We start from the raw sequence: 16,607 nt of genomic DNA on the forward strand, positions 1-16,607 counted from the left end.
CAAACTCTGGCAAGATTTTTACATCTTCAAATAAAAATCCTTTGTCAGCTCAATATATTCAGGCGTATAGACATGTCTGCCGATTTCGATTGTTAACTCATCCATTTCAATTTCTGAAGTTTCATTTCGGCTAAAAGCTAATAAACTGCGTTTTATTGCTGAGGTTGGAGTTCCTTTTACGCGAGTAATTTTCAAGGGATATAATTCGGATTCTTTTGCTAATGCGATAAAATTTTCTTCTTCCTTGAATGGAAGAATAATAGCAAATATTCCATTTTCAGAAAGTAACAGATCAGCTGCTTCGACTAATTCTTCAAAAGGCATTGCATCTTGAAAACGTGCTAAATCACGCTGTTCATTTTCGGTTTTATAATCTTCAGAATAAAAAGGAGGGTTTGAAACAATTAGGTCATATTCATCTTCCGGCTCTTCAATAAATTCATCTAATCCTGCGTGAAAACAAAAGAGCCGATCTCCCCAAGGAGAATTTTCAAAATTATCAACTGCTTGTTCATAAGCTTCTTCGTCAATTTCAAGAGCATCAATTTGTTCAGCATAAGTTCGCTGAGCCAGCATCAAAGCTATAATTCCAGTTCCTGCACCAATATCCAATACACTAAACGGATTATGATTTACAGGAGCCCAAGCACCTAATAAAACGCCGTCAGTTCCTACTTTCATAGCAGTTTTATCTTGTGCAACTGAAAATTGTTTAAATGTAAACATAGAGATTAAATTCCAATTTTTTTAAATTCCAAATTCCAACACGAAAAATAAAATTCCAACAAAGAAATTCCAAATTCCAAATGTAAAACGGAGTAATTTTGATTTGCAAAAGTAAGATTAAAATCTTAATATTTATTTTGAAGTTTTGTTGATTATCGCTGATAAAATTTTTCGTAATTCTTCTATTTCGAATAATAAAGGATCTGAAAGTATTTTATGATCAGGATTTAATTCGTGAAGTAATCTCAGCCAATATTTGGATTCTTTAGCTTCTTTTCTGGAAATTTTGAGTCTAAATATTAAATCTTTATCTCCAAGCTTTTCATTCGCTTCAATATAATTAGCGCCAACTGAGCCTGAAGATCTTACTAATTGTTTTCCATCTTCAATATTGGATGTAGTTTTTGCTAATGATCTGATATAAATTCTACATTCTTTTGCAAACAGGAAAGTCCTTTCCTCTAAATCATAAGGTTTGGTCATGATAAAATTTCATTTTTTAAATTCCAATAAGTGGAGTTCAAAAATAGGAATTTATTTTTAAGTAAGATTTTTCTTTCTAATTATTTTTTACTAAAAAGATCATGCATAAAATTGAAGTTCAATTCTATTATAGGATTTGGAATTTTCTTTTTTTGAATTTCTCTAATTTGGTTGGAAATTGGAATTCCTTCTGTTAGATTGGAATTTGGAATTTAAAATATTGGAATTTTAAAACTAAAGGTACATCTCAACAAGTCCTTCAGGTAAGTTCATGATCACTTTTTTGTTCTCGCGATCAATTTTTACAAGGAAATGATCGATCATTGGGATCAGCATTTCGACTTCACCATTTAAAACTTCAAAAAGTGGCTGTGCAGTTGTATCGTTTACAGCAGCAATTTTTCCAAAAACGCCTAAACGCTGGTCCTCGATTTCAAAACCGATTACTTCATGGAAATAAAATTTGTTACCTGTAAGTTTTGGCAACATATTTAAAGGAAGATAAATAGCGTTACCCATAATGGCGTCTGCATCTTCTTCGGTGTTCATGTCTTCAAAACGAATTCTAAGAAAATCGTTTTTGTGCAAAGAACTTTTTTCAATAAAAAAAGGAACCAGGTGTTTGTTGCATTCAACAAACACTGATTCCAGATTTTCGTATAACTCAGGTTCATCCGTGTCTAAATAAGCCAGGACTTCACCTTTGAAACTAAATTTTTTAGCGATCTTACCTAAATAAAAACATTCTTCTTTACGCATTCCCGCTAAATATAATTATGCTTCAGTTGTTTCGTTATTTTCTTCAGCAGCAGGAGCTTCTTCAGTTGATTCTTCAACTTCAGCAACTTCTTCTTCAACTGCAGGATTTGCAGCAGCGATAGCATCAGCTTCAGCTTGAGCTGCAGCAGCTAAACGTTTAGCATTAACTTCTTGTTCTGCTTTAAAAGCTTTAGATTTAGCATCAGCTTGCACTTTTGTTAAACCGTCTTTTTTAGCATCAACTTTTCCAGCTTTAGCATCTAACCAAGCAGATAATTTAGCATCAGCTTGCTCTTGAGTTAAAGCACCTTTACGAATACCTCCATCAAGGTGGTGTTTCAATAAAGCACCTTTATAAGAAAGAATTGCTCTAGCCGTATCAGTAGGTTGTGCACCATTGTGCAACCATTTTACAGCGCTATCAATGTTTAATTCGATAGTTGCAGGGTTTGTGTTTGGATTGTAAGTACCGATTTTCTCTAAGTATTTACCATCTCTTTTTGAGCGTGCATCCGCAGCTACAACCCAGTAAAAAGGTTTTTGTTTTTTACCGTGTCTTTGTAATCTAATTTTTACTGACATAATCTTATGATTAAAATTTTGAGGTACTCGACCTCTGTTAATTAAGGGCGCAAAGATATAATTTTTTTATGAATTATCCGTTTCAAAAGATATTAAAAATTGTCAAGGTACATTTTTGCCGTTTTTGACTGCTGTATAGTCGGAGTTATTAGCTAAAATACGGTACTTTGCCTCAAATCCATTGCTTTATGAAAAAATACTTATTCTTATTAATGGCTGCTTTTCTATTAGTGTCATGCACAGAGGATATAAAATTTAACAATCCCGCATTTCAAACTTTAAAAGATAATGTTTTTTGGAGAGCTCAAAGTTATACTGCTCATATAGAAACAAATGGAAGTCTTATTGTTGAAGGTTTATTAGGTTTTGAGAAAGTAACTTTTAAAATTCCTTCACCAGCTCAAAAAACTTATATTTTAGGAATTGATAATGTTACAACTGCAACCTATTCTAATAGCCTGGCTTCACAATTGGCAGAATTTACAACTGGAGAAAATAGAGGAAATGGACAAATTATCATTACTGAATATAATATTGATAATAAAACTATCTCAGGAACCTTTAAAGTAAACGCAGTAAATGTGGATGATGAAGATACCGAGAAACCAACAATAAATTTTACAGAAGGTGTTTTTTATAAAATTACTGTTTCACCACTTTAGAGTATTAAATATTAAGTTTTGAATTTACGATTGTTTGATTTTATTGATTTTTATATTTTTAAATCCAAATAAAAACATAAATAAACTAATATATAGTAGATTACAGAAAAAATAAGACTACATTTGCTACATTATTATAAATAAGTACATATGAACATTTTTGTTGGAAGTCTTCCATTCAGTATTGAGGAAGCAGATTTAAGAGAGTCTTTCGAGGCTTACGGAGCAGTAGATTCAGTTAAAATCATTACTGATAAATTTACAGGAAGAAGCAAAGGTTTTGGTTTCGTAGAGATGCCAAACGATGCAGAAGCTCAAAAAGCAATTGATGAATTGAACGGAGCTACTGTTCAAGGTCGTGCAATTGTGGTTAATAAATCTGAGCCGAAACCTGAAGGTGAAAGAAGAAGCTTCAACAATAACAGTCGCGGTGGAGATTCACGCGGAGGTTATGGTGGAGGAAACAGCCGTGGTGGAAATGACCGTGGTGGTAACAGAGGAGGATATTAATATTTTTTTCTAAATATATAAAAGGGATCAATGTAAATTGATCCCTTTTTTTTTGTTTCAAGTTTCAAGTTTATTTTGTTTCACGTTTCAACAACCTGAAACTTTAAACAAAATAAACCTGAAACAAAATACTATAAGTTAGCTACAAGCCAGTCTCCAACTTCGCTGGTTTTGTATGCTTTAGTTCCTTTTGCAGCCAAATCCTCCGTAATAATTCCTTGTTCTAATGATTTGTTTACAACTGCTCTAATTGCTTCAGCTTCGTCTTTTAATCCAAAAGCATCTTCGAACATCATTGCAGCAGATAAAATAGTTGCTAACGGATTAGCAATATTTAAACCGGTTGCCTGCGGGTAAGATCCGTGAATTGGTTCGTATAATGAAGTATGTTCTCCAACAGAAGCAGAAGGCATTAATCCCATTGAACCTGAAATTACCGAAGCTTCATCCGTTAATATATCTCCAAATAAATTCTCAGTAATTAATACGTCATAAGAGTTTGGCCATTGTACCAAACGCATCGCAACAGCATCAACAAATTCGTATGAAACAGTAACTTCTGGATAATCTTTTTCCATTGTCTGAACTGTTTCTCTCCATAAACGTGAAGTTTCTAATACGTTAGCTTTATCAACACAACATAATTTTTTACTACGAGTCATCGCTAATTCAAAACCTTTTTTAGCCAAACGCTGAACTTCGACTCTTGTATAAACACAATTATCAAAAGCAGTTTCTCCGCCGTCTCTTCTTCCTTTTTCTCCAAAGTAAATTCCGCCCGTTAATTCTCTTAAGAAAACTAAATCAGTTCCTTCGATTCTTTCTCTTTTTAAAGGAGAATTATCAATTAAGGATGGAAAAGTAAAAGTAGGACGAACGTTTGCAAATAACCCCAATTTTTTACGCATTAATAATAATCCCTGCTCCGGACGAACTGGCGCGCTTGGATCGTTATCATATTTTGGGTGACCAATTGCTCCAAATAAAACAGCATCAGCAGCCATACAAATCTCGTGAGTTTCATCAGGATAAGGAACTCCAACGGCATCAATTGCACAAGCTCCTGTTAAAGCTGGTGTCCATGTTATTTCATGATTGAATTTTTTTGCAATAGCATCAGATACTTTTACTGCTTCATTTATTACCTCAGGACCAATTCCGTCTCCTGCTAAAAGGGCTATGTTAAATTTCATTTTTTTAGTTATTTATATTTTTTAAGGTTCTAAGTCTCTGAGTTGCTAAGTTTCTAAGTTTTTTCATACTTAGTGATTTAGTAAATTGGTGTTCTTTATTCTTTTAGTTTCTAAGATTTGAGCTACTGAGTTTCTAAGTCTTTTTACTTAGTAACTTAGAAGCTTAGCAACTTAGAAGCTTTATTGAGCTACATTCAACATTTTTTGAGTTGCAATAATCGCTGCAACTGTTTGGTCAGAATCTAATCCTCTTGTTTTAAATTCTTTCCCGCTATCATTTATCCAGGTGATAATAGTCTCGCATAAAGCATCTGAACTACTTCCTGGAGGGATTCTAACGGCATAATCAATCAGTTTTGGCAAAGTCATTTTTTTGCTTTTATAGATTTTGGTTAATGCATTCATGAAAGCGTCAAATTGTCCATCGCCCTGAGCGTGTTCTTCGATGATTTCTCCGTCAAGATTTAAACTTAATGTTGTTGATGGACGTGTTCCTTTGGAATGAATTAATATATAGGACTCGATTGTAATTTTGTCCTGATAAGTGTGGCTGTCCAAAACATCTGAAATAATGTATGGTAAATCTTCCTTAGTAACCGTTTCTTTTTTGTCGCCTAATTCAATGATTCTTTGGGTAACCAATTTCAAATCTTCGTTGTTTAATTTTAAACCTAATTCCTGAAGATTTTTTTCGATATTGGCTTTGCCCGAAGTTTTTCCTAAGGCATATTTTCGTTTTCTCCCGAAGCGTTCCGGAAGCAAATCATTAAAATATAAATTGTTTTTATTATCTCCGTCGGCGTGAATTCCGGCAGTTTGCGTAAAAACATTATCGCCCACAATTGGTTTGTTGGCAGGAATTCTATATCCTGTAAAAGTCTCCACTAATTTACTTACTGTATATAAGGAAGTTTCTTTTATGTTGATGCTAACCTCTGGTAAATAATCATTTATCACGGCAACGGTGCTTTCAAGAGGAGCATTTCCTGCACGTTCCCCCATTCCGTTTACAGTAACGTGAAGCCCGTTTATGCCAGCTTTTACAGCTTCCATAACATTGGCAATACTTAAATCGTAATCGTTATGTGCGTGAAAATCAAAATGAATCTGAGGATATTTTGCTCTAATTTTAGATATAAATTCAAAAGTCAAAGACGGAATTAAAACGCCCAAAGTATCAGGAAGTAAAATTCTTTTTACTGGCTGAGTAACTAAAAAATCCAAAAACTGAAAAACATATTCAGGAGAATTTCGCATTCCGTTGCTCCAGTCTTCCAGATAAACATTGGTTTCAATATTATTTTCTTTCGCTAAAGCGATGATTTGCGCAATTTCAGAAAAGTGCTGTTCCGGTGTTTTTTTTAATTGATGTGTTAAGTGATTCATTGAACCTTTGGTTAATAAATTCTGCACTTTTGCACCTGCTTTTATCATCCAATCAATTGAAACGCCACCATCTACAAATGTAAGTACTTCGATTCTATTAATATATCCTTTCTCGGTTGCCCAGGATGTGATGCCTTTTACTGCTTGAAATTCTCCTTCGCTTACACGAGCCGAAGCAATTTCGATTCTATCAATATTTAATTCGTCTAACAATAATTGTGCAATGGTCAATTTTTCTGCAGCAGAAAAAGATACTCCGGAGGTTTGTTCACCATCACGAAGTGTAGTATCCATTATTTCAATTTTTCTTTTTTCCATATTGATATTCTAATTTCTAATGGCTGGATATTATTGATTCCTATTTTAATTTTGACACTGATTTTACTGATTCGCTTTGCGAAGACGCGGATTACCGCTGATTTTTACTTTAGCTAAAAATAAAATCTGGTTTTATCTGCGTTCTATGTTTTCTAATTTAATTTAGAAAAACCCGACAAGTTTCAAAAACCTGTCGGGTCTAAATAGATTGAACAAGATTTTTTAGTAAGGAAGTTTATCGGCGAAAGCCACAATATCTTCTTTAATGTTTTGCAAATAATCAATGTCGTCAAAGCCATTAACCATATTGTTCTTTTTGTATCCATTAATATCAAAAGATTCATGTTGACCCGTTGCTAATAATGTAATGGTTTGATTGGGTAAGTTGATTTCTAATTGTGTATAAGGATCAGCTTCTATTGCCTTGAAAATTGTATCAGCAAATTCCGCGCTCACCTGAACCGGTAAAACTCCAATGTTTAAACAGTTTCCTTTGAAGATATCTGCAAAGAAACTTGAAACGACAGCTCTAAAACCGTAATCATAAACAGCCCAAGCAGCGTGTTCTCTTGAAGATCCTGAACCGAAGTTTTTTCCTCCAACAAGGATTTTTCCGCTATAAGTTGAATCGTTTAAAACGAAGTCGGCTTTTGGAGAATCGTCTCCGTTATATCTCCAGTCTCTAAAAAGGTTATCTCCAAAACCTTCACGTTTTGTAGCTTTCAGGAAACGAGCCGGAATGATTTGATCTGTATCTACGTTCTCAATTGGCAACGGTACTGCGCTGCTGGTAAGTATATTAAATTTATCGTATGCCATTTTAATTTTAGATTTTTGGATTTTAGATTTTAGATTTTCTGAAAATGAGAATCTATGTTTAAATCTAAAAGCAATTTTATTGAATTTTTGAAATTGTTATTGCAATTGTCATTGACTAGAACAACTCTCTCGGGTCAGTTAGTTTTCCTGTCACAGCAGCAGCGGCAGCCATAATTGGGCTTGCTAATAAAGTTCTTGAACCAGGACCCTGACGGCCTTCAAAGTTTCTGTTTGATGTACTTACCGCATATTTTCCTGCAGGAACTTTATCATCGTTCATGGCTAAACAAGCTGAACAACCCGGCTGACGTAATACAAAACCAGCTTCGGTTAAAATATCTAGTAAACCTTCTTCTTTAATTTGAGCTTCAACAACGTGAGAACCCGGAACTAACCAAGCGGTAACATTATCTGCTTTTTTTCTTCCTTTTACAATTTCTGTAAAAGCTCTAAAATCTTCAATACGTCCGTTTGTACAACTTCCCAAGAAAACATAATCAATTGGTTTTCCAATCATTACATCGTCTTCTTCAAAGCCCATATAAGCTAAAGATTTTTTATAAGTTTCCGCACCGCCTTCAACCTGATTGGCAGTCGGAATATGTTTTGAGATACCAATTCCCATTCCCGGGTTAGTACCATAAGTAATCATTGGTTCAATATCTGACGCTTTGATGTTTAATTCAGCATCAAAAACAGCATCAGCATCCGTTTTTAAGGTTTTCCAATACGCAACTGCTTTATCCCAAGCTTCGCCTTTTGGAGCGTATAATCTTCCTTCAAGGAAATCAAACGTTTTTTGGTCAGGGGCGATCATTCCACCACGAGCACCCATTTCGATACTTAGATTACAAACTGTCATACGACCTTCCATAGACATATTTTCAAAAACATCTCCGGCGTATTCGGCAAAATATCCCGTTCCTCCGGAAGTAGTTAATTGCGCAATAATATAAAGTGCAACGTCTTTTGGACCAACACCTTTGCTTAATTCACCATTTACGTTAATACGCATTTTCTTTGGTTTTGGCTGCATGATACATTGCGTAGAAAGCACCATTTCAACCTCAGAAGTTCCGATACCAAAAGCAATCGCTCCAAAAGCACCGTGAGTAGACGTGTGAGAATCGCCACAAACAATAGTAGCACCTGGCAAAGTAATTCCGTTTTCAGGACCAACTACGTGTACAATTCCATTTTTAATGTGACCTAAACCCCAATGCGAAATTCCGTATTCGGCGGCATTATCTTCAAGCGCTTTAAGCTGATTGGCAGATAAAGCATCTTCAACTGGTAAATGTTGGTTTATGGTTGGTGTATTGTGATCTGCAGTTGCAAAAGTACGTTCAGGATATAAAACCTTAACGTCTCTGGCTTTTAATCCTAGAAAAGCAACAGGACTTGTAACCTCATGAATGAAATGACGGTCAATAAAAAACACATCTGGTCCATCTTCAATTTTACGCACTACATGTGAATCCCATACTTTGTCAAATAATGTCTTACTCATTTTTTATTTTTTTTAATTGTAATTTCTAACCACAGCAATTTCCTGCTCATTATAATAGAAAAACAAAATTAGAAAAAGATATAAGGTCATCAATTTCAATATTTCATTATATACGATACCCAAACCAAAATACAAATTGCGATTGGCTTTTTTGTAATTGAATTTAGTTGTAGAATGAATATAAATTGCTTTTATTTTTCTTTTTTGGTTAATTTTGATTTGACTGCTATAATTTTTAATAGTTGGCAAATTTATCGTAAAATCAGCACGTATTGTGTGTTTTAATTAAAAAAAATGTAACAAAATGAATAAAAATAGTAATAATTGTTATTTTAAAATTCTTTTTTAAGTGTGTAAAAAGCTTCATTTAATGAGATTCTGAAGCTTAAAAAATCAATTTTTCAGTGATTTTTTATATTTAAAATTTCCCTCAAATACTACGACATCCAAGTAAATGTTTTTTATGAAATTTTATGATTTTAAAATAAAAAGAGGTTTATAAATAGGGGTAATTATAAAGACTAATTCAATGAATTTTTAAACTCTAATGGCGTTAAACTAGTTTTCTTTTTGAATAGTTTACTGAAAGACTGAGGATATTCAAAACCCAATTGATACGCTATTTCTGCTACCGAAAGATTCGTGCTGATCAGGAAATCCTTTGATTTTTCAATAAGTTTTGAATGAATATGCTGTTGTGCATTTTGGCCGGTCAAATTTCTAAGCATATCGCTTAAATAATGCGTAGAAACATTAATTTGTGAAGCAAGAAAATCTACTGTAGGTAAACCTTTTTTTAGGGTCTCGGCATTATTTAAATAAGTATCAAGAGTTTCTTCTACTTTCAATAATAAATCATGACTCATTGTTTTTCGTGTAATGAACTGGCGTTTGTAAAAACGATTGCTATAATTGAGCAAAACGTCTATATAAGAAACGATTACATCCTGGCTCATTTCGTCTATAGATGTATGAAGCTCATTATCAATACTTGTTAATAATCCTGTAATAGTTGTTTTTTCACTATCAGAAAGGTGCAAAGCTTCGTTGGTATCGTAGGAGAAGAAGCCGTATTTTTTGATGTTTTTCCCTAAAGGATAATTTCTGATAAAGTCCGGATGGAAAAGTAAGGTATAACCAAAATATTCAATTCCTTCTTGATTATCGGTAAAAATCAATTGATTAGGAGAAGTAAACATTAATCCGCCTTCATTAAAATCATAATAGCCCTGACCGTAACCCATTTTTCCATTCGTAGAATATTTATAAGATATTTTATAAAAATCGAGTAGGAAATGGTTATTAGTTAAATCAGCATCTATAAATAGTTTGGTATTATCAACCAAACTTATCATGGGATGAAGCGGTTTTGGCAGATTTAATAAATTGTGAAATTGCGATATTGAGGAAATTTTTGTGGGATTATTGTTTTTCTTTTCCATGATATAAATGTATAAAAATTTCAAGACTAAAGCCGCTCAGATTATCAAAACCTGAACGGTATTTAGTTTGAATAAATTATTCTCCAAAAAATTGTTTTCCAAGTGCCAAGCGAAAAACTTCGTCTCCTTGCTCCAGTCTTTGTTTGTAAAGTGCCTTAGCATCTTCTCCGGCGATATATCTCAGTTTGGTTTTTCCGTCTGTAGCGGCTTCATAAACGACATCAGCAATTTGTTCCGGCGTTGATGCCATTTCAAACATCGTGTCAACACTTGCAAACAAGCTGTTTGACATAGCTTGATATTCAGGTTTAGTTCCTGAATCAAGTGATCCGTGCAGGAATTCTGTTTTGATACCGCCCGGAGAAACCGTTTTGATGTTTATCCCAAACGGATTCAATTCAAACGCCATGCTTTCGCTCCAGCCTTCAAGTCCCCATTTTGTTGCGTGATATACAGATCCTAAAGGAAAAGTAATCAGTCCGCCAATAGAAGTAGTTGAGATAAATAAACCGCCTTTTCTTTCTCTGAAATACGGAATAAAAGCATTTGTAACACGAATTACTCCTAGCAAGTTAGTATTAAGCTGTTTAGTGATTTGGTCATCATTAAAACTTTCCAAAGGACCAATTAAACCATAACCGGCATTGTTAAAAACGATATCAATATCGCTTAATTCCAACGCTTTTTGAACCGTGCTTTGTATTTGGTTGTAATCAGTAACATCTAATGGTAAAAGAGTTACATTATTTAAATTAGAAAGTTCTGTTTCCTTTTCGGGATTTCTCATTGTTGCGATTACATTCCATCCTTTTGCCTGAAATAATTTTGCTGTAGCTTTTCCTAATCCTGAAGAAGCACCTGTAATAAAAATAGTTTTCATAATAATTGTTTTAAATTGATGGGGCAAAGTTCAGGATAGACTGCAGTTTAAAAGTGCTCATTTTGGTGCAATGAGTGTCCAAAATGAATAATCGAAGTTTTAGAATCAAAATCCGTTGTGCTAATTCTTTTTAACACATAGAAACATAGATTTGTACTTAAAAATGGCGTTTCACTTATTTAAACAATCTCGTCCCGTCCCGACGCTTCGGGATCGGGCAATGTCATTAAGTTAAGGGAAATCTATAAAATTACTTAACAGTTTAATCAAGAAAGTAACTAGAAAAATCCGTTTTTATCAGCGTTTTCGCTTTAGCGAATCAGTAAAATCAGCGTCTAATTTTGACGCGGATAAAACCGATTTACTTCGTAAAAACGCGGATAAAAACGGATTTAATTTGCAATAATTTTATTTTTTTAAATTTAACTTAATGACATTGCCCAGAGGGACGCCATATTTATAGAAATGAAAAACAATTAACCATTAACCCAGTGGGGTGTAATGTTTTGGAATGATAGAAACAAAAATGACGCTCCGCTGGAGCTTTTTTAGAATAATCAATTTGTCAGTAGGTATATTTACTTCAAGTTTTAAATCATTTATTTAATAAATTTTTAAAAGCTTCGTCAATATCTCTAAACTTAAATTGAAAACCATTATCTAAAAGTCGTTTCGGACTCACATTTCTACTTTTCAAAACCAATTCAGTTTCGGTTCTAATGAAAAAAGATCCAATTTCAAGAAGAAAAGCGCTCATCGGAATTCCGAAAGGAAAACCAACAGATTTTCTAAGTTTCTTCATAAAGTCAACATTACGAACTGGTTTTGGAGATACTTGTCCTAAAATCCTGTTCCGGCGGCTATAATAAGTTTTTTCATGATGAGTTTTTTAGCCACGAATTGCACGAATTTGCTCAAATTCTTGTGTCAGATTATTAAATATTAATTCGTGATGATTCGTGTAATTCGTGGCAAAATTTTTAATAATTAATTTAAAATTAAAAACAAAGCAATAATTCGATAAAGAATCCAGGTATAACAAAGATATTGAGGAAGTTTTAAAAGTTTGATTCTTCTAAAATGCTCTTTAAAAATTATTAAAACTGTTATTGCAAACCAACCTAAAACCAATATTTCAGGAATATTTATAAATTGATTAAGAAATAAAATTGGAATCAAAATCAAAGATCCCATTAAAGATACGGTCATTAAATTTCCTGCATAATTCATAATTGTTTTTTTGTCTGCTTTTAAAAGAAATAAACTTTGAAAAACAATTTGACCAAAAGCTAAAACAAATTCTCTAAAAATACTTGATTTTGGTAAATTCGGAATTAAATTAGAATATCCAAACAATACAAAACTTGTTATCGTTAAGGCAAATCCAATAAAAAGAAAACGGTATTTATAATTAAAATCCGGAGTACATTGCAATTTGTTTTCTTCGTTTATATTTCCCGGAATGATTACTTTTCGATTATAAGAAACGAAAGAATATAATTTTCTTAAAATGAAATGAACTGGCTTTGTTTTTCCAAGTTTTTCAATCCATGGAAATGAAAATCCCACAACTTTCAATAAACTATCAATGCCGTAGATTACGGTTTTTGTTTTATTATCGATCAAAGCAATTTCATTTGGCGCACGCTTTAAGTCTACAAAATTTTGCTCCTCTTCAGATAATTGACAATATGATTTTCGACCATTTTCATCTAACATTCCGCTTTTTACAAAGCCAGTTGTGTATAAACTGCAAAGCGGACAATCTTCATCATAAAGCAAGGTTTGGTTTTCTAGAGTTTTCATGATTTTTGGTTTTATAGATTCTTAATTGATGCGAAATATTAGTTGTATTGTTCTTAATGATTTCATGCCGCATTTTTTGAGTTTCATAATGTTCCTGATATAAATTGTTGGCGATAAAAGTGATGGCTTTTTTCGGGACAATTTCTTTAATGAAAACTACACCGCGTTTCCATTCTCCATTTTCAAATCGTTTTACATAAAATCTAAGATTTACTTCTTCAAAATCAATATGAAATGGAACTTTGATTCCTAAAACTTTGGTGTTTTTAAACATAAAACCTACAAGGCTAACGTAACATTTGTTGTTCCATGAATCTATTTCAGTACCAACCGGAACATATTTTTCTAATATTTTAGCATCAACTTGATAATTGAAAAGTGCTAAATTTTTCCATTCTGCTTTTAAGAAATTCATAATATTGTTTTTTAATATTTTAAACTTTCAGAAAAAAATGAAAGTTTTAATTAAATTTTTTTACTTCATGATTTTTAGAACCAAACGTCCTAACCAGTTTTCATTGAATTCCGTCATTTTATCTAACATATTATCTGCTTTTAAAACAAAGTCATATAATTTAGAAGTTTGATCTGCAAAGTGTTTTTCTTCCGCCGAATTACTAGCATCAATTGTAGATACTTCCTTTAAAATTTTAAGCGCAGGTTTGATTTCTCTTTTACTTCTTTCTCTGGCAATTTTCACGGCTAATTCGTCTAAATCTTTTTCGGCAGTAAAAAATTCTCTTCTTTCTCCGGCTTTATATTCTTTATAAACAATTCCCCAATCCATTAAAGCTTTTAAATTCATGCTTGTATTACCTCTGGAAATTTGCAGTTCCTCCATAATATCTTCCATTGAAACAGGTTCGTTAGAGATCATTAATAAAGCATGAATTTGTGCCATGGTTTTATTAATTCCCCATTGAGAACCTAATGCTCCCCAGGTTTGTACGAACTTATTTTTTGCTTCTTTGAATTCCATGAAACAAATGTAGCTAAAAGTTTTTAAACTTTCAATAATAAATGAAACATAATTTCTGAGATGTGATTTTTTTTCGGATTTATACAAAATCAGGTGTTTATACGCATCAAATTTTTCTGTGCCATTCTTTATCTCGTTTCATGTCTAATTAATTCCATCCTGTAGCATTTTATCAAAAACGCCTTTTTATTTGCTATAGTTTTGAATAGAAATAAACCCATAAATGTATTGTTTAAAAATGTTTTAACTATTTGAAACAATGCGATTTGTAAAATAAAATATGTGGAGCAGAACCCACTAAAAAAAACGAGGCGTCACCGAAAAGCCTTATGAGTAGGAAAACCTAAATCAAAAAAGTTATGTCAGATTTATTAGCAGGTGCTTATTTAGCAAAAGGCACAATAGGAAATGTAGGAACACCAGGTGCTCCAATCGCTTCATTTAGTTTGGTAGTTGTACCATCACAAAATTCTGTAGCTGGTACAGTAGTGATTACTCAGGCAATACAAGGTCCTGATAGTCATATTGTAGTTCAGGTAAAAGGTAAAATTCATTCAACTGGATTTGGAGAATTTACTAAAGTAGTGAGTCTTCAAGGTCAATATGTTCATTCTGTTCCTCCTCCGGCAATAGGTGCTTTTTTAGCTGATTTTGATGCTCATTTGGCGATCAATGACGCCTGGAACGGAAAGGGAGGTTTTTCATACTATCAACATCAAGTTGAAAAAGTACCGGTAGCTTCAGCGAAAAACTTAAAAGAAGAATTGGTTTAGATTTAAAATTCTCCCCAACAAATTCAACAGGATAATAAAAAATTTCCTGACTCTAATTAGAGTTTTGAATTTAAAGATCGCCTGACTTAGGCGGTCTTTTTTTTTTGAATATTCTGTTTTCTAAATCATTAATAAACCTGAAAAATGAAAAAAAAATACATTATTATTAGTCTGCTGATTGCTGTTTTAATTGCAATTGGCGTTTGGTTATTTCTTTTTAATAAAAATAACGGAGGATATAAGAACGGAATTACAACTTCATACGCAACTGCAGCATCTGATTCCTGCAATTGTGAGGCTAGTTGGTTTCCGCACGAACAAACACCACCGCCAAAAGAAGGTGACGGAAGTCCATTTGATACAAAAAGCAGCACAAATTGTATATTCCATCAATGGTCATGGCAAAAGTTTTTATGGCTTACGAAGCCTTTAGAAAACGGAAATCCTTTGTTTTTAGATTCCCTGCATATAGTTACTCCGGAGATGGCACCGGTAAGTCCGCAATTAGGGTTAAAATTAGTTTTGAGTTCTATTAATCAAGCTGGTTTTGAAGGCGTTTTAGTTTCTAATCCAAAATTTGTTCCCGGAAAAAAAGCAGGTGATACCGTATATTATTCCATTCATATGAATAATATATTATATGACAAAGCAGTTTTAGCGGCAGCTCAAATTAATGGCGGAAAAGTTCCTCCAACTAACTTAGAGACATTTCCTGTTGGTTCATTTGAACTAAAAGTCTCGTGGATTACCACAGATGCAATTCCGAAAGAAAAAATTGCAGATTATTTTGTTACCAAAGCTGCTGTTTTAAATAGTAAAGGAAAATATGTATCCAAATCTGTAGCATTGCTGGGAATGCATGTTGTAGGAGTTGTAAAAAATCATCCTGAATTTATTTGGGCAACTTTCGAACATAAAGATATGGCTCCAATTTATGATTTGAAAAATGATAATGTTGATTCTGCAACTGAAACGTTGTTGTATGAAAAAGGTAAAACTTCAGGATTGCAAGGCATTACAAGGAATAGTTCTACAGGTAAACCAGTTGTTCAAAGTAAAGCATTTGTTTTATATGAATATGGCGTGCCAAAAGTTTTAACTACGAGTGATTATATGAAAACCAGCCAGGCTGAACCAGCAAATTTTGATAATGTAGATAACATTAATAAATGTGTGGCTTCTAAACTAAAAGATGTTTTCAAAAATTATTTTTATAATGGTTCTATTTGGTTAAATACCGATGGATTATCTCCTTTACAGCAAGCAAAGACAATTGTAAAAAGTAAAATATCCAGCGTTTTACCGGATTCATTGGCAAGAGGTTCTTCAAATTTAGCCAATATTACAATGGAAACTTATACGCAATCCTTCAAGAAAGATATCCATATTATTAATGCAGGTAATTTAGTAAACTGCTTTACGTGTCATCAATCTAATAATTTTGATACTATCCGAAAAGGAAAATCTCCTTTGTATTTAAGCCATGTTTTTGAGTCTTATTTATACACTACGAAACCTAAATTATTACAATCGAATAAAAACGTTAACGCTAAAATTAAAAGCATTGAAGAAACAAAAGTGCTTAAGCTTAAACAGTTAGAAGAGTTTATTCGCGAGAATAAGTAAAAAAATATTGTAAGTTTTAATTACTCTTCATTGAAATTTTGATGAAGAGTAATACTGCATAAAATTCCAGACAGACTTTTTAATATCATTAGAGAAAAGAACTTTAATGCCGAATGATGTATTGATGAGTCGCAAATCAGATAAACCAAAAAC

General features: G+C 32.9%; 18 protein-coding genes. 4 read left to right on the plus strand and 14 right to left on the minus strand.

Features of this window, described 5'->3' with window-relative positions:
* Positions 1 to 18: 18 nt before the first annotated feature.
* The 4 genes from ACHZDT_RS00805 to ACHZDT_RS00820 form a co-directional block, all read right to left on the minus strand.
* On the minus strand, positions 19 to 726 hold the full coding sequence (locus tag ACHZDT_RS00805; RefSeq protein ID WP_394772763.1) for a tRNA1(Val) (adenine(37)-N6)-methyltransferase: 708 nt from the start codon (positions 724 to 726) through the stop codon (positions 19 to 21).
* Positions 727 to 858: 132 nt separating this feature from the next.
* Complete coding sequence (locus ACHZDT_RS00810; RefSeq protein WP_394772764.1) at positions 859 to 1,209, minus strand: four helix bundle protein; 351 nt, start codon at positions 1,207 to 1,209, stop codon at positions 859 to 861.
* Between the two features lie 234 nt (positions 1,210 to 1,443).
* Positions 1,444 to 1,968 (minus strand): ribosome maturation factor RimM, encoded by a 525-nt coding sequence (rimM, locus tag ACHZDT_RS00815; protein ID WP_155076699.1) that lies wholly within the window; start codon positions 1,966 to 1,968, stop codon positions 1,444 to 1,446.
* Between the two features lie 15 nt (positions 1,969 to 1,983).
* Positions 1,984 to 2,550 carry a 30S ribosomal protein S16 gene (locus ACHZDT_RS00820; RefSeq protein WP_394772765.1) on the minus strand — a complete coding sequence of 189 codons (567 nt, stop codon included), beginning with the start codon at positions 2,548 to 2,550 and terminating at the stop codon, positions 1,984 to 1,986.
* A 188-nt stretch (positions 2,551 to 2,738) separates the two neighbouring features.
* Here ACHZDT_RS00820 and ACHZDT_RS00825 point away from each other — a divergent pair, with 188 nt between their 5' ends.
* Positions 2,739 to 3,212, plus strand: coding sequence for a DUF6252 family protein (locus ACHZDT_RS00825; RefSeq protein WP_394772766.1), 474 nt, complete (start codon positions 2,739 to 2,741; stop codon positions 3,210 to 3,212).
* 150 nt (positions 3,213 to 3,362) lie between these two features.
* A complete protein-coding gene (locus ACHZDT_RS00830) occupies positions 3,363 to 3,722 on the plus strand; it encodes an RNA-binding protein (protein WP_026982652.1) in 360 nt (119 codons plus the stop codon).
* 131 nt (positions 3,723 to 3,853) lie between these two features.
* On the opposite strand, the gene leuB is transcribed toward ACHZDT_RS00830, so the two are convergent.
* The 10 genes from leuB to ACHZDT_RS00880 form a co-directional block, all read right to left on the minus strand.
* The gene (leuB, locus tag ACHZDT_RS00835) at positions 3,854 to 4,915 is read right to left on the minus strand and encodes a 3-isopropylmalate dehydrogenase (protein WP_394772767.1); all 1,062 of its coding nucleotides are present in this window, start codon (positions 4,913 to 4,915) and stop codon (positions 3,854 to 3,856) included.
* A gap of 180 nt (positions 4,916 to 5,095) precedes the next feature.
* Positions 5,096 to 6,619, minus strand: a complete 1,524-nt coding sequence (locus ACHZDT_RS00840; RefSeq protein ID WP_394772768.1) for an alpha-isopropylmalate synthase regulatory domain-containing protein — start codon at positions 6,617 to 6,619, stop codon at positions 5,096 to 5,098.
* Between the two features lie 222 nt (positions 6,620 to 6,841).
* Positions 6,842 to 7,438 (minus strand): 3-isopropylmalate dehydratase small subunit, encoded by a 597-nt coding sequence (leuD, locus tag ACHZDT_RS00845; RefSeq protein WP_394772769.1) that lies wholly within the window; start codon positions 7,436 to 7,438, stop codon positions 6,842 to 6,844.
* A 115-nt stretch (positions 7,439 to 7,553) separates the two neighbouring features.
* Entirely contained in the window at positions 7,554 to 8,948 is a 1,395-nt protein-coding gene (gene leuC, locus ACHZDT_RS00850; RefSeq protein WP_394772770.1) for a 3-isopropylmalate dehydratase large subunit, read from the minus strand.
* A gap of 521 nt (positions 8,949 to 9,469) precedes the next feature.
* Positions 9,470 to 10,390, minus strand: a complete 921-nt coding sequence (locus ACHZDT_RS00855; protein WP_394772771.1) for a helix-turn-helix domain-containing protein — start codon at positions 10,388 to 10,390, stop codon at positions 9,470 to 9,472.
* 76 nt (positions 10,391 to 10,466) lie between these two features.
* The gene (locus ACHZDT_RS00860; RefSeq protein WP_394772772.1) at positions 10,467 to 11,270 is read right to left on the minus strand and encodes an SDR family oxidoreductase; all 804 of its coding nucleotides are present in this window, start codon (positions 11,268 to 11,270) and stop codon (positions 10,467 to 10,469) included.
* A 595-nt stretch (positions 11,271 to 11,865) separates the two neighbouring features.
* Entirely contained in the window at positions 11,866 to 12,072 is a 207-nt protein-coding gene (locus ACHZDT_RS00865) for a DUF1731 domain-containing protein (protein WP_394772773.1), read from the minus strand.
* Between the two features lie 185 nt (positions 12,073 to 12,257).
* Entirely contained in the window at positions 12,258 to 13,076 is an 819-nt protein-coding gene (locus ACHZDT_RS00870; RefSeq protein ID WP_394772774.1) for a hypothetical protein, read from the minus strand.
* On the minus strand, positions 13,042 to 13,491 hold the full coding sequence (locus ACHZDT_RS00875) for a DUF2071 domain-containing protein (RefSeq protein WP_394772775.1): 450 nt from the start codon (positions 13,489 to 13,491) through the stop codon (positions 13,042 to 13,044). Before ACHZDT_RS00875 ends, ACHZDT_RS00870 begins: the two co-directional genes overlap by 35 nt.
* Positions 13,492 to 13,551: 60 nt before the next feature.
* A complete protein-coding gene (locus ACHZDT_RS00880) occupies positions 13,552 to 14,055 on the minus strand; it encodes a GbsR/MarR family transcriptional regulator (RefSeq protein WP_394772776.1) in 504 nt (167 codons plus the stop codon).
* 359 nt (positions 14,056 to 14,414) lie between these two features.
* Between ACHZDT_RS00880 and ACHZDT_RS00885 the strand changes: the two genes are divergently transcribed.
* Positions 14,415 to 14,828 carry a DUF1842 domain-containing protein gene (locus ACHZDT_RS00885; protein WP_394772777.1) on the plus strand — a complete coding sequence of 138 codons (414 nt, stop codon included), beginning with the start codon at positions 14,415 to 14,417 and terminating at the stop codon, positions 14,826 to 14,828.
* Positions 14,829 to 14,972: 144 nt separating this feature from the next.
* Positions 14,973 to 16,454, plus strand: coding sequence for a hypothetical protein (locus ACHZDT_RS00890; RefSeq protein ID WP_394772778.1), 1,482 nt, complete (start codon positions 14,973 to 14,975; stop codon positions 16,452 to 16,454).
* The last annotated feature ends 153 nt before the right edge of the window (positions 16,455 to 16,607 follow it).

It is taken from the genome of Flavobacterium sp. (genome assembly GCF_043722275.1).
Lineage (GTDB): Bacteria > Bacteroidota > Bacteroidia > Flavobacteriales > Flavobacteriaceae > Flavobacterium.

Excerpts from the sequence above, each read along its gene's own strand:
- ACHZDT_RS00805 (WP_394772763.1), bottom strand. The coding sequence starts at position 726 with ATGTTTACATTTAAACAATTTTCAGTTGCACAAGATAAAACTGCTATG.
- ACHZDT_RS00810 (WP_394772764.1), bottom strand. The coding sequence starts at position 1,209 with ATGACCAAACCTTATGATTTAGAGGAAAGGACTTTCCTGTTTGCAAAA.
- rimM (WP_155076699.1), bottom strand. The coding sequence starts at position 1,968 with ATGCGTAAAGAAGAATGTTTTTATTTAGGTAAGATCGCTAAAAAATTT.
- ACHZDT_RS00820 (WP_394772765.1), bottom strand. The coding sequence starts at position 2,550 with ATGTCAGTAAAAATTAGATTACAAAGACACGGTAAAAAACAAAAACCT.
- ACHZDT_RS00825 (WP_394772766.1), top strand. The coding sequence starts at position 2,739 with ATGAAAAAATACTTATTCTTATTAATGGCTGCTTTTCTATTAGTGTCA.
- ACHZDT_RS00830 (WP_026982652.1), top strand. The coding sequence starts at position 3,363 with ATGAACATTTTTGTTGGAAGTCTTCCATTCAGTATTGAGGAAGCAGAT.
- leuB (WP_394772767.1), bottom strand. The coding sequence starts at position 4,915 with ATGAAATTTAACATAGCCCTTTTAGCAGGAGACGGAATTGGTCCTGAG.
- ACHZDT_RS00840 (WP_394772768.1), bottom strand. The coding sequence starts at position 6,619 with ATGGAAAAAAGAAAAATTGAAATAATGGATACTACACTTCGTGATGGT.
- leuD (WP_394772769.1), bottom strand. The coding sequence starts at position 7,438 with ATGGCATACGATAAATTTAATATACTTACCAGCAGCGCAGTACCGTTG.
- leuC (WP_394772770.1), bottom strand. The coding sequence starts at position 8,948 with ATGAGTAAGACATTATTTGACAAAGTATGGGATTCACATGTAGTGCGT.
- ACHZDT_RS00855 (WP_394772771.1), bottom strand. The coding sequence starts at position 10,390 with ATGGAAAAGAAAAACAATAATCCCACAAAAATTTCCTCAATATCGCAA.
- ACHZDT_RS00860 (WP_394772772.1), bottom strand. The coding sequence starts at position 11,270 with ATGAAAACTATTTTTATTACAGGTGCTTCTTCAGGATTAGGAAAAGCT.
- ACHZDT_RS00865 (WP_394772773.1), bottom strand. The coding sequence starts at position 12,072 with ATGAAGAAACTTAGAAAATCTGTTGGTTTTCCTTTCGGAATTCCGATG.
- ACHZDT_RS00870 (WP_394772774.1), bottom strand. The coding sequence starts at position 13,076 with ATGAAAACTCTAGAAAACCAAACCTTGCTTTATGATGAAGATTGTCCG.
- ACHZDT_RS00875 (WP_394772775.1), bottom strand. The coding sequence starts at position 13,491 with ATGAATTTCTTAAAAGCAGAATGGAAAAATTTAGCACTTTTCAATTAT.
- ACHZDT_RS00880 (WP_394772776.1), bottom strand. The coding sequence starts at position 14,055 with ATGGAATTCAAAGAAGCAAAAAATAAGTTCGTACAAACCTGGGGAGCA.
- ACHZDT_RS00885 (WP_394772777.1), top strand. The coding sequence starts at position 14,415 with ATGTCAGATTTATTAGCAGGTGCTTATTTAGCAAAAGGCACAATAGGA.
- ACHZDT_RS00890 (WP_394772778.1), top strand. The coding sequence starts at position 14,973 with ATGAAAAAAAAATACATTATTATTAGTCTGCTGATTGCTGTTTTAATT.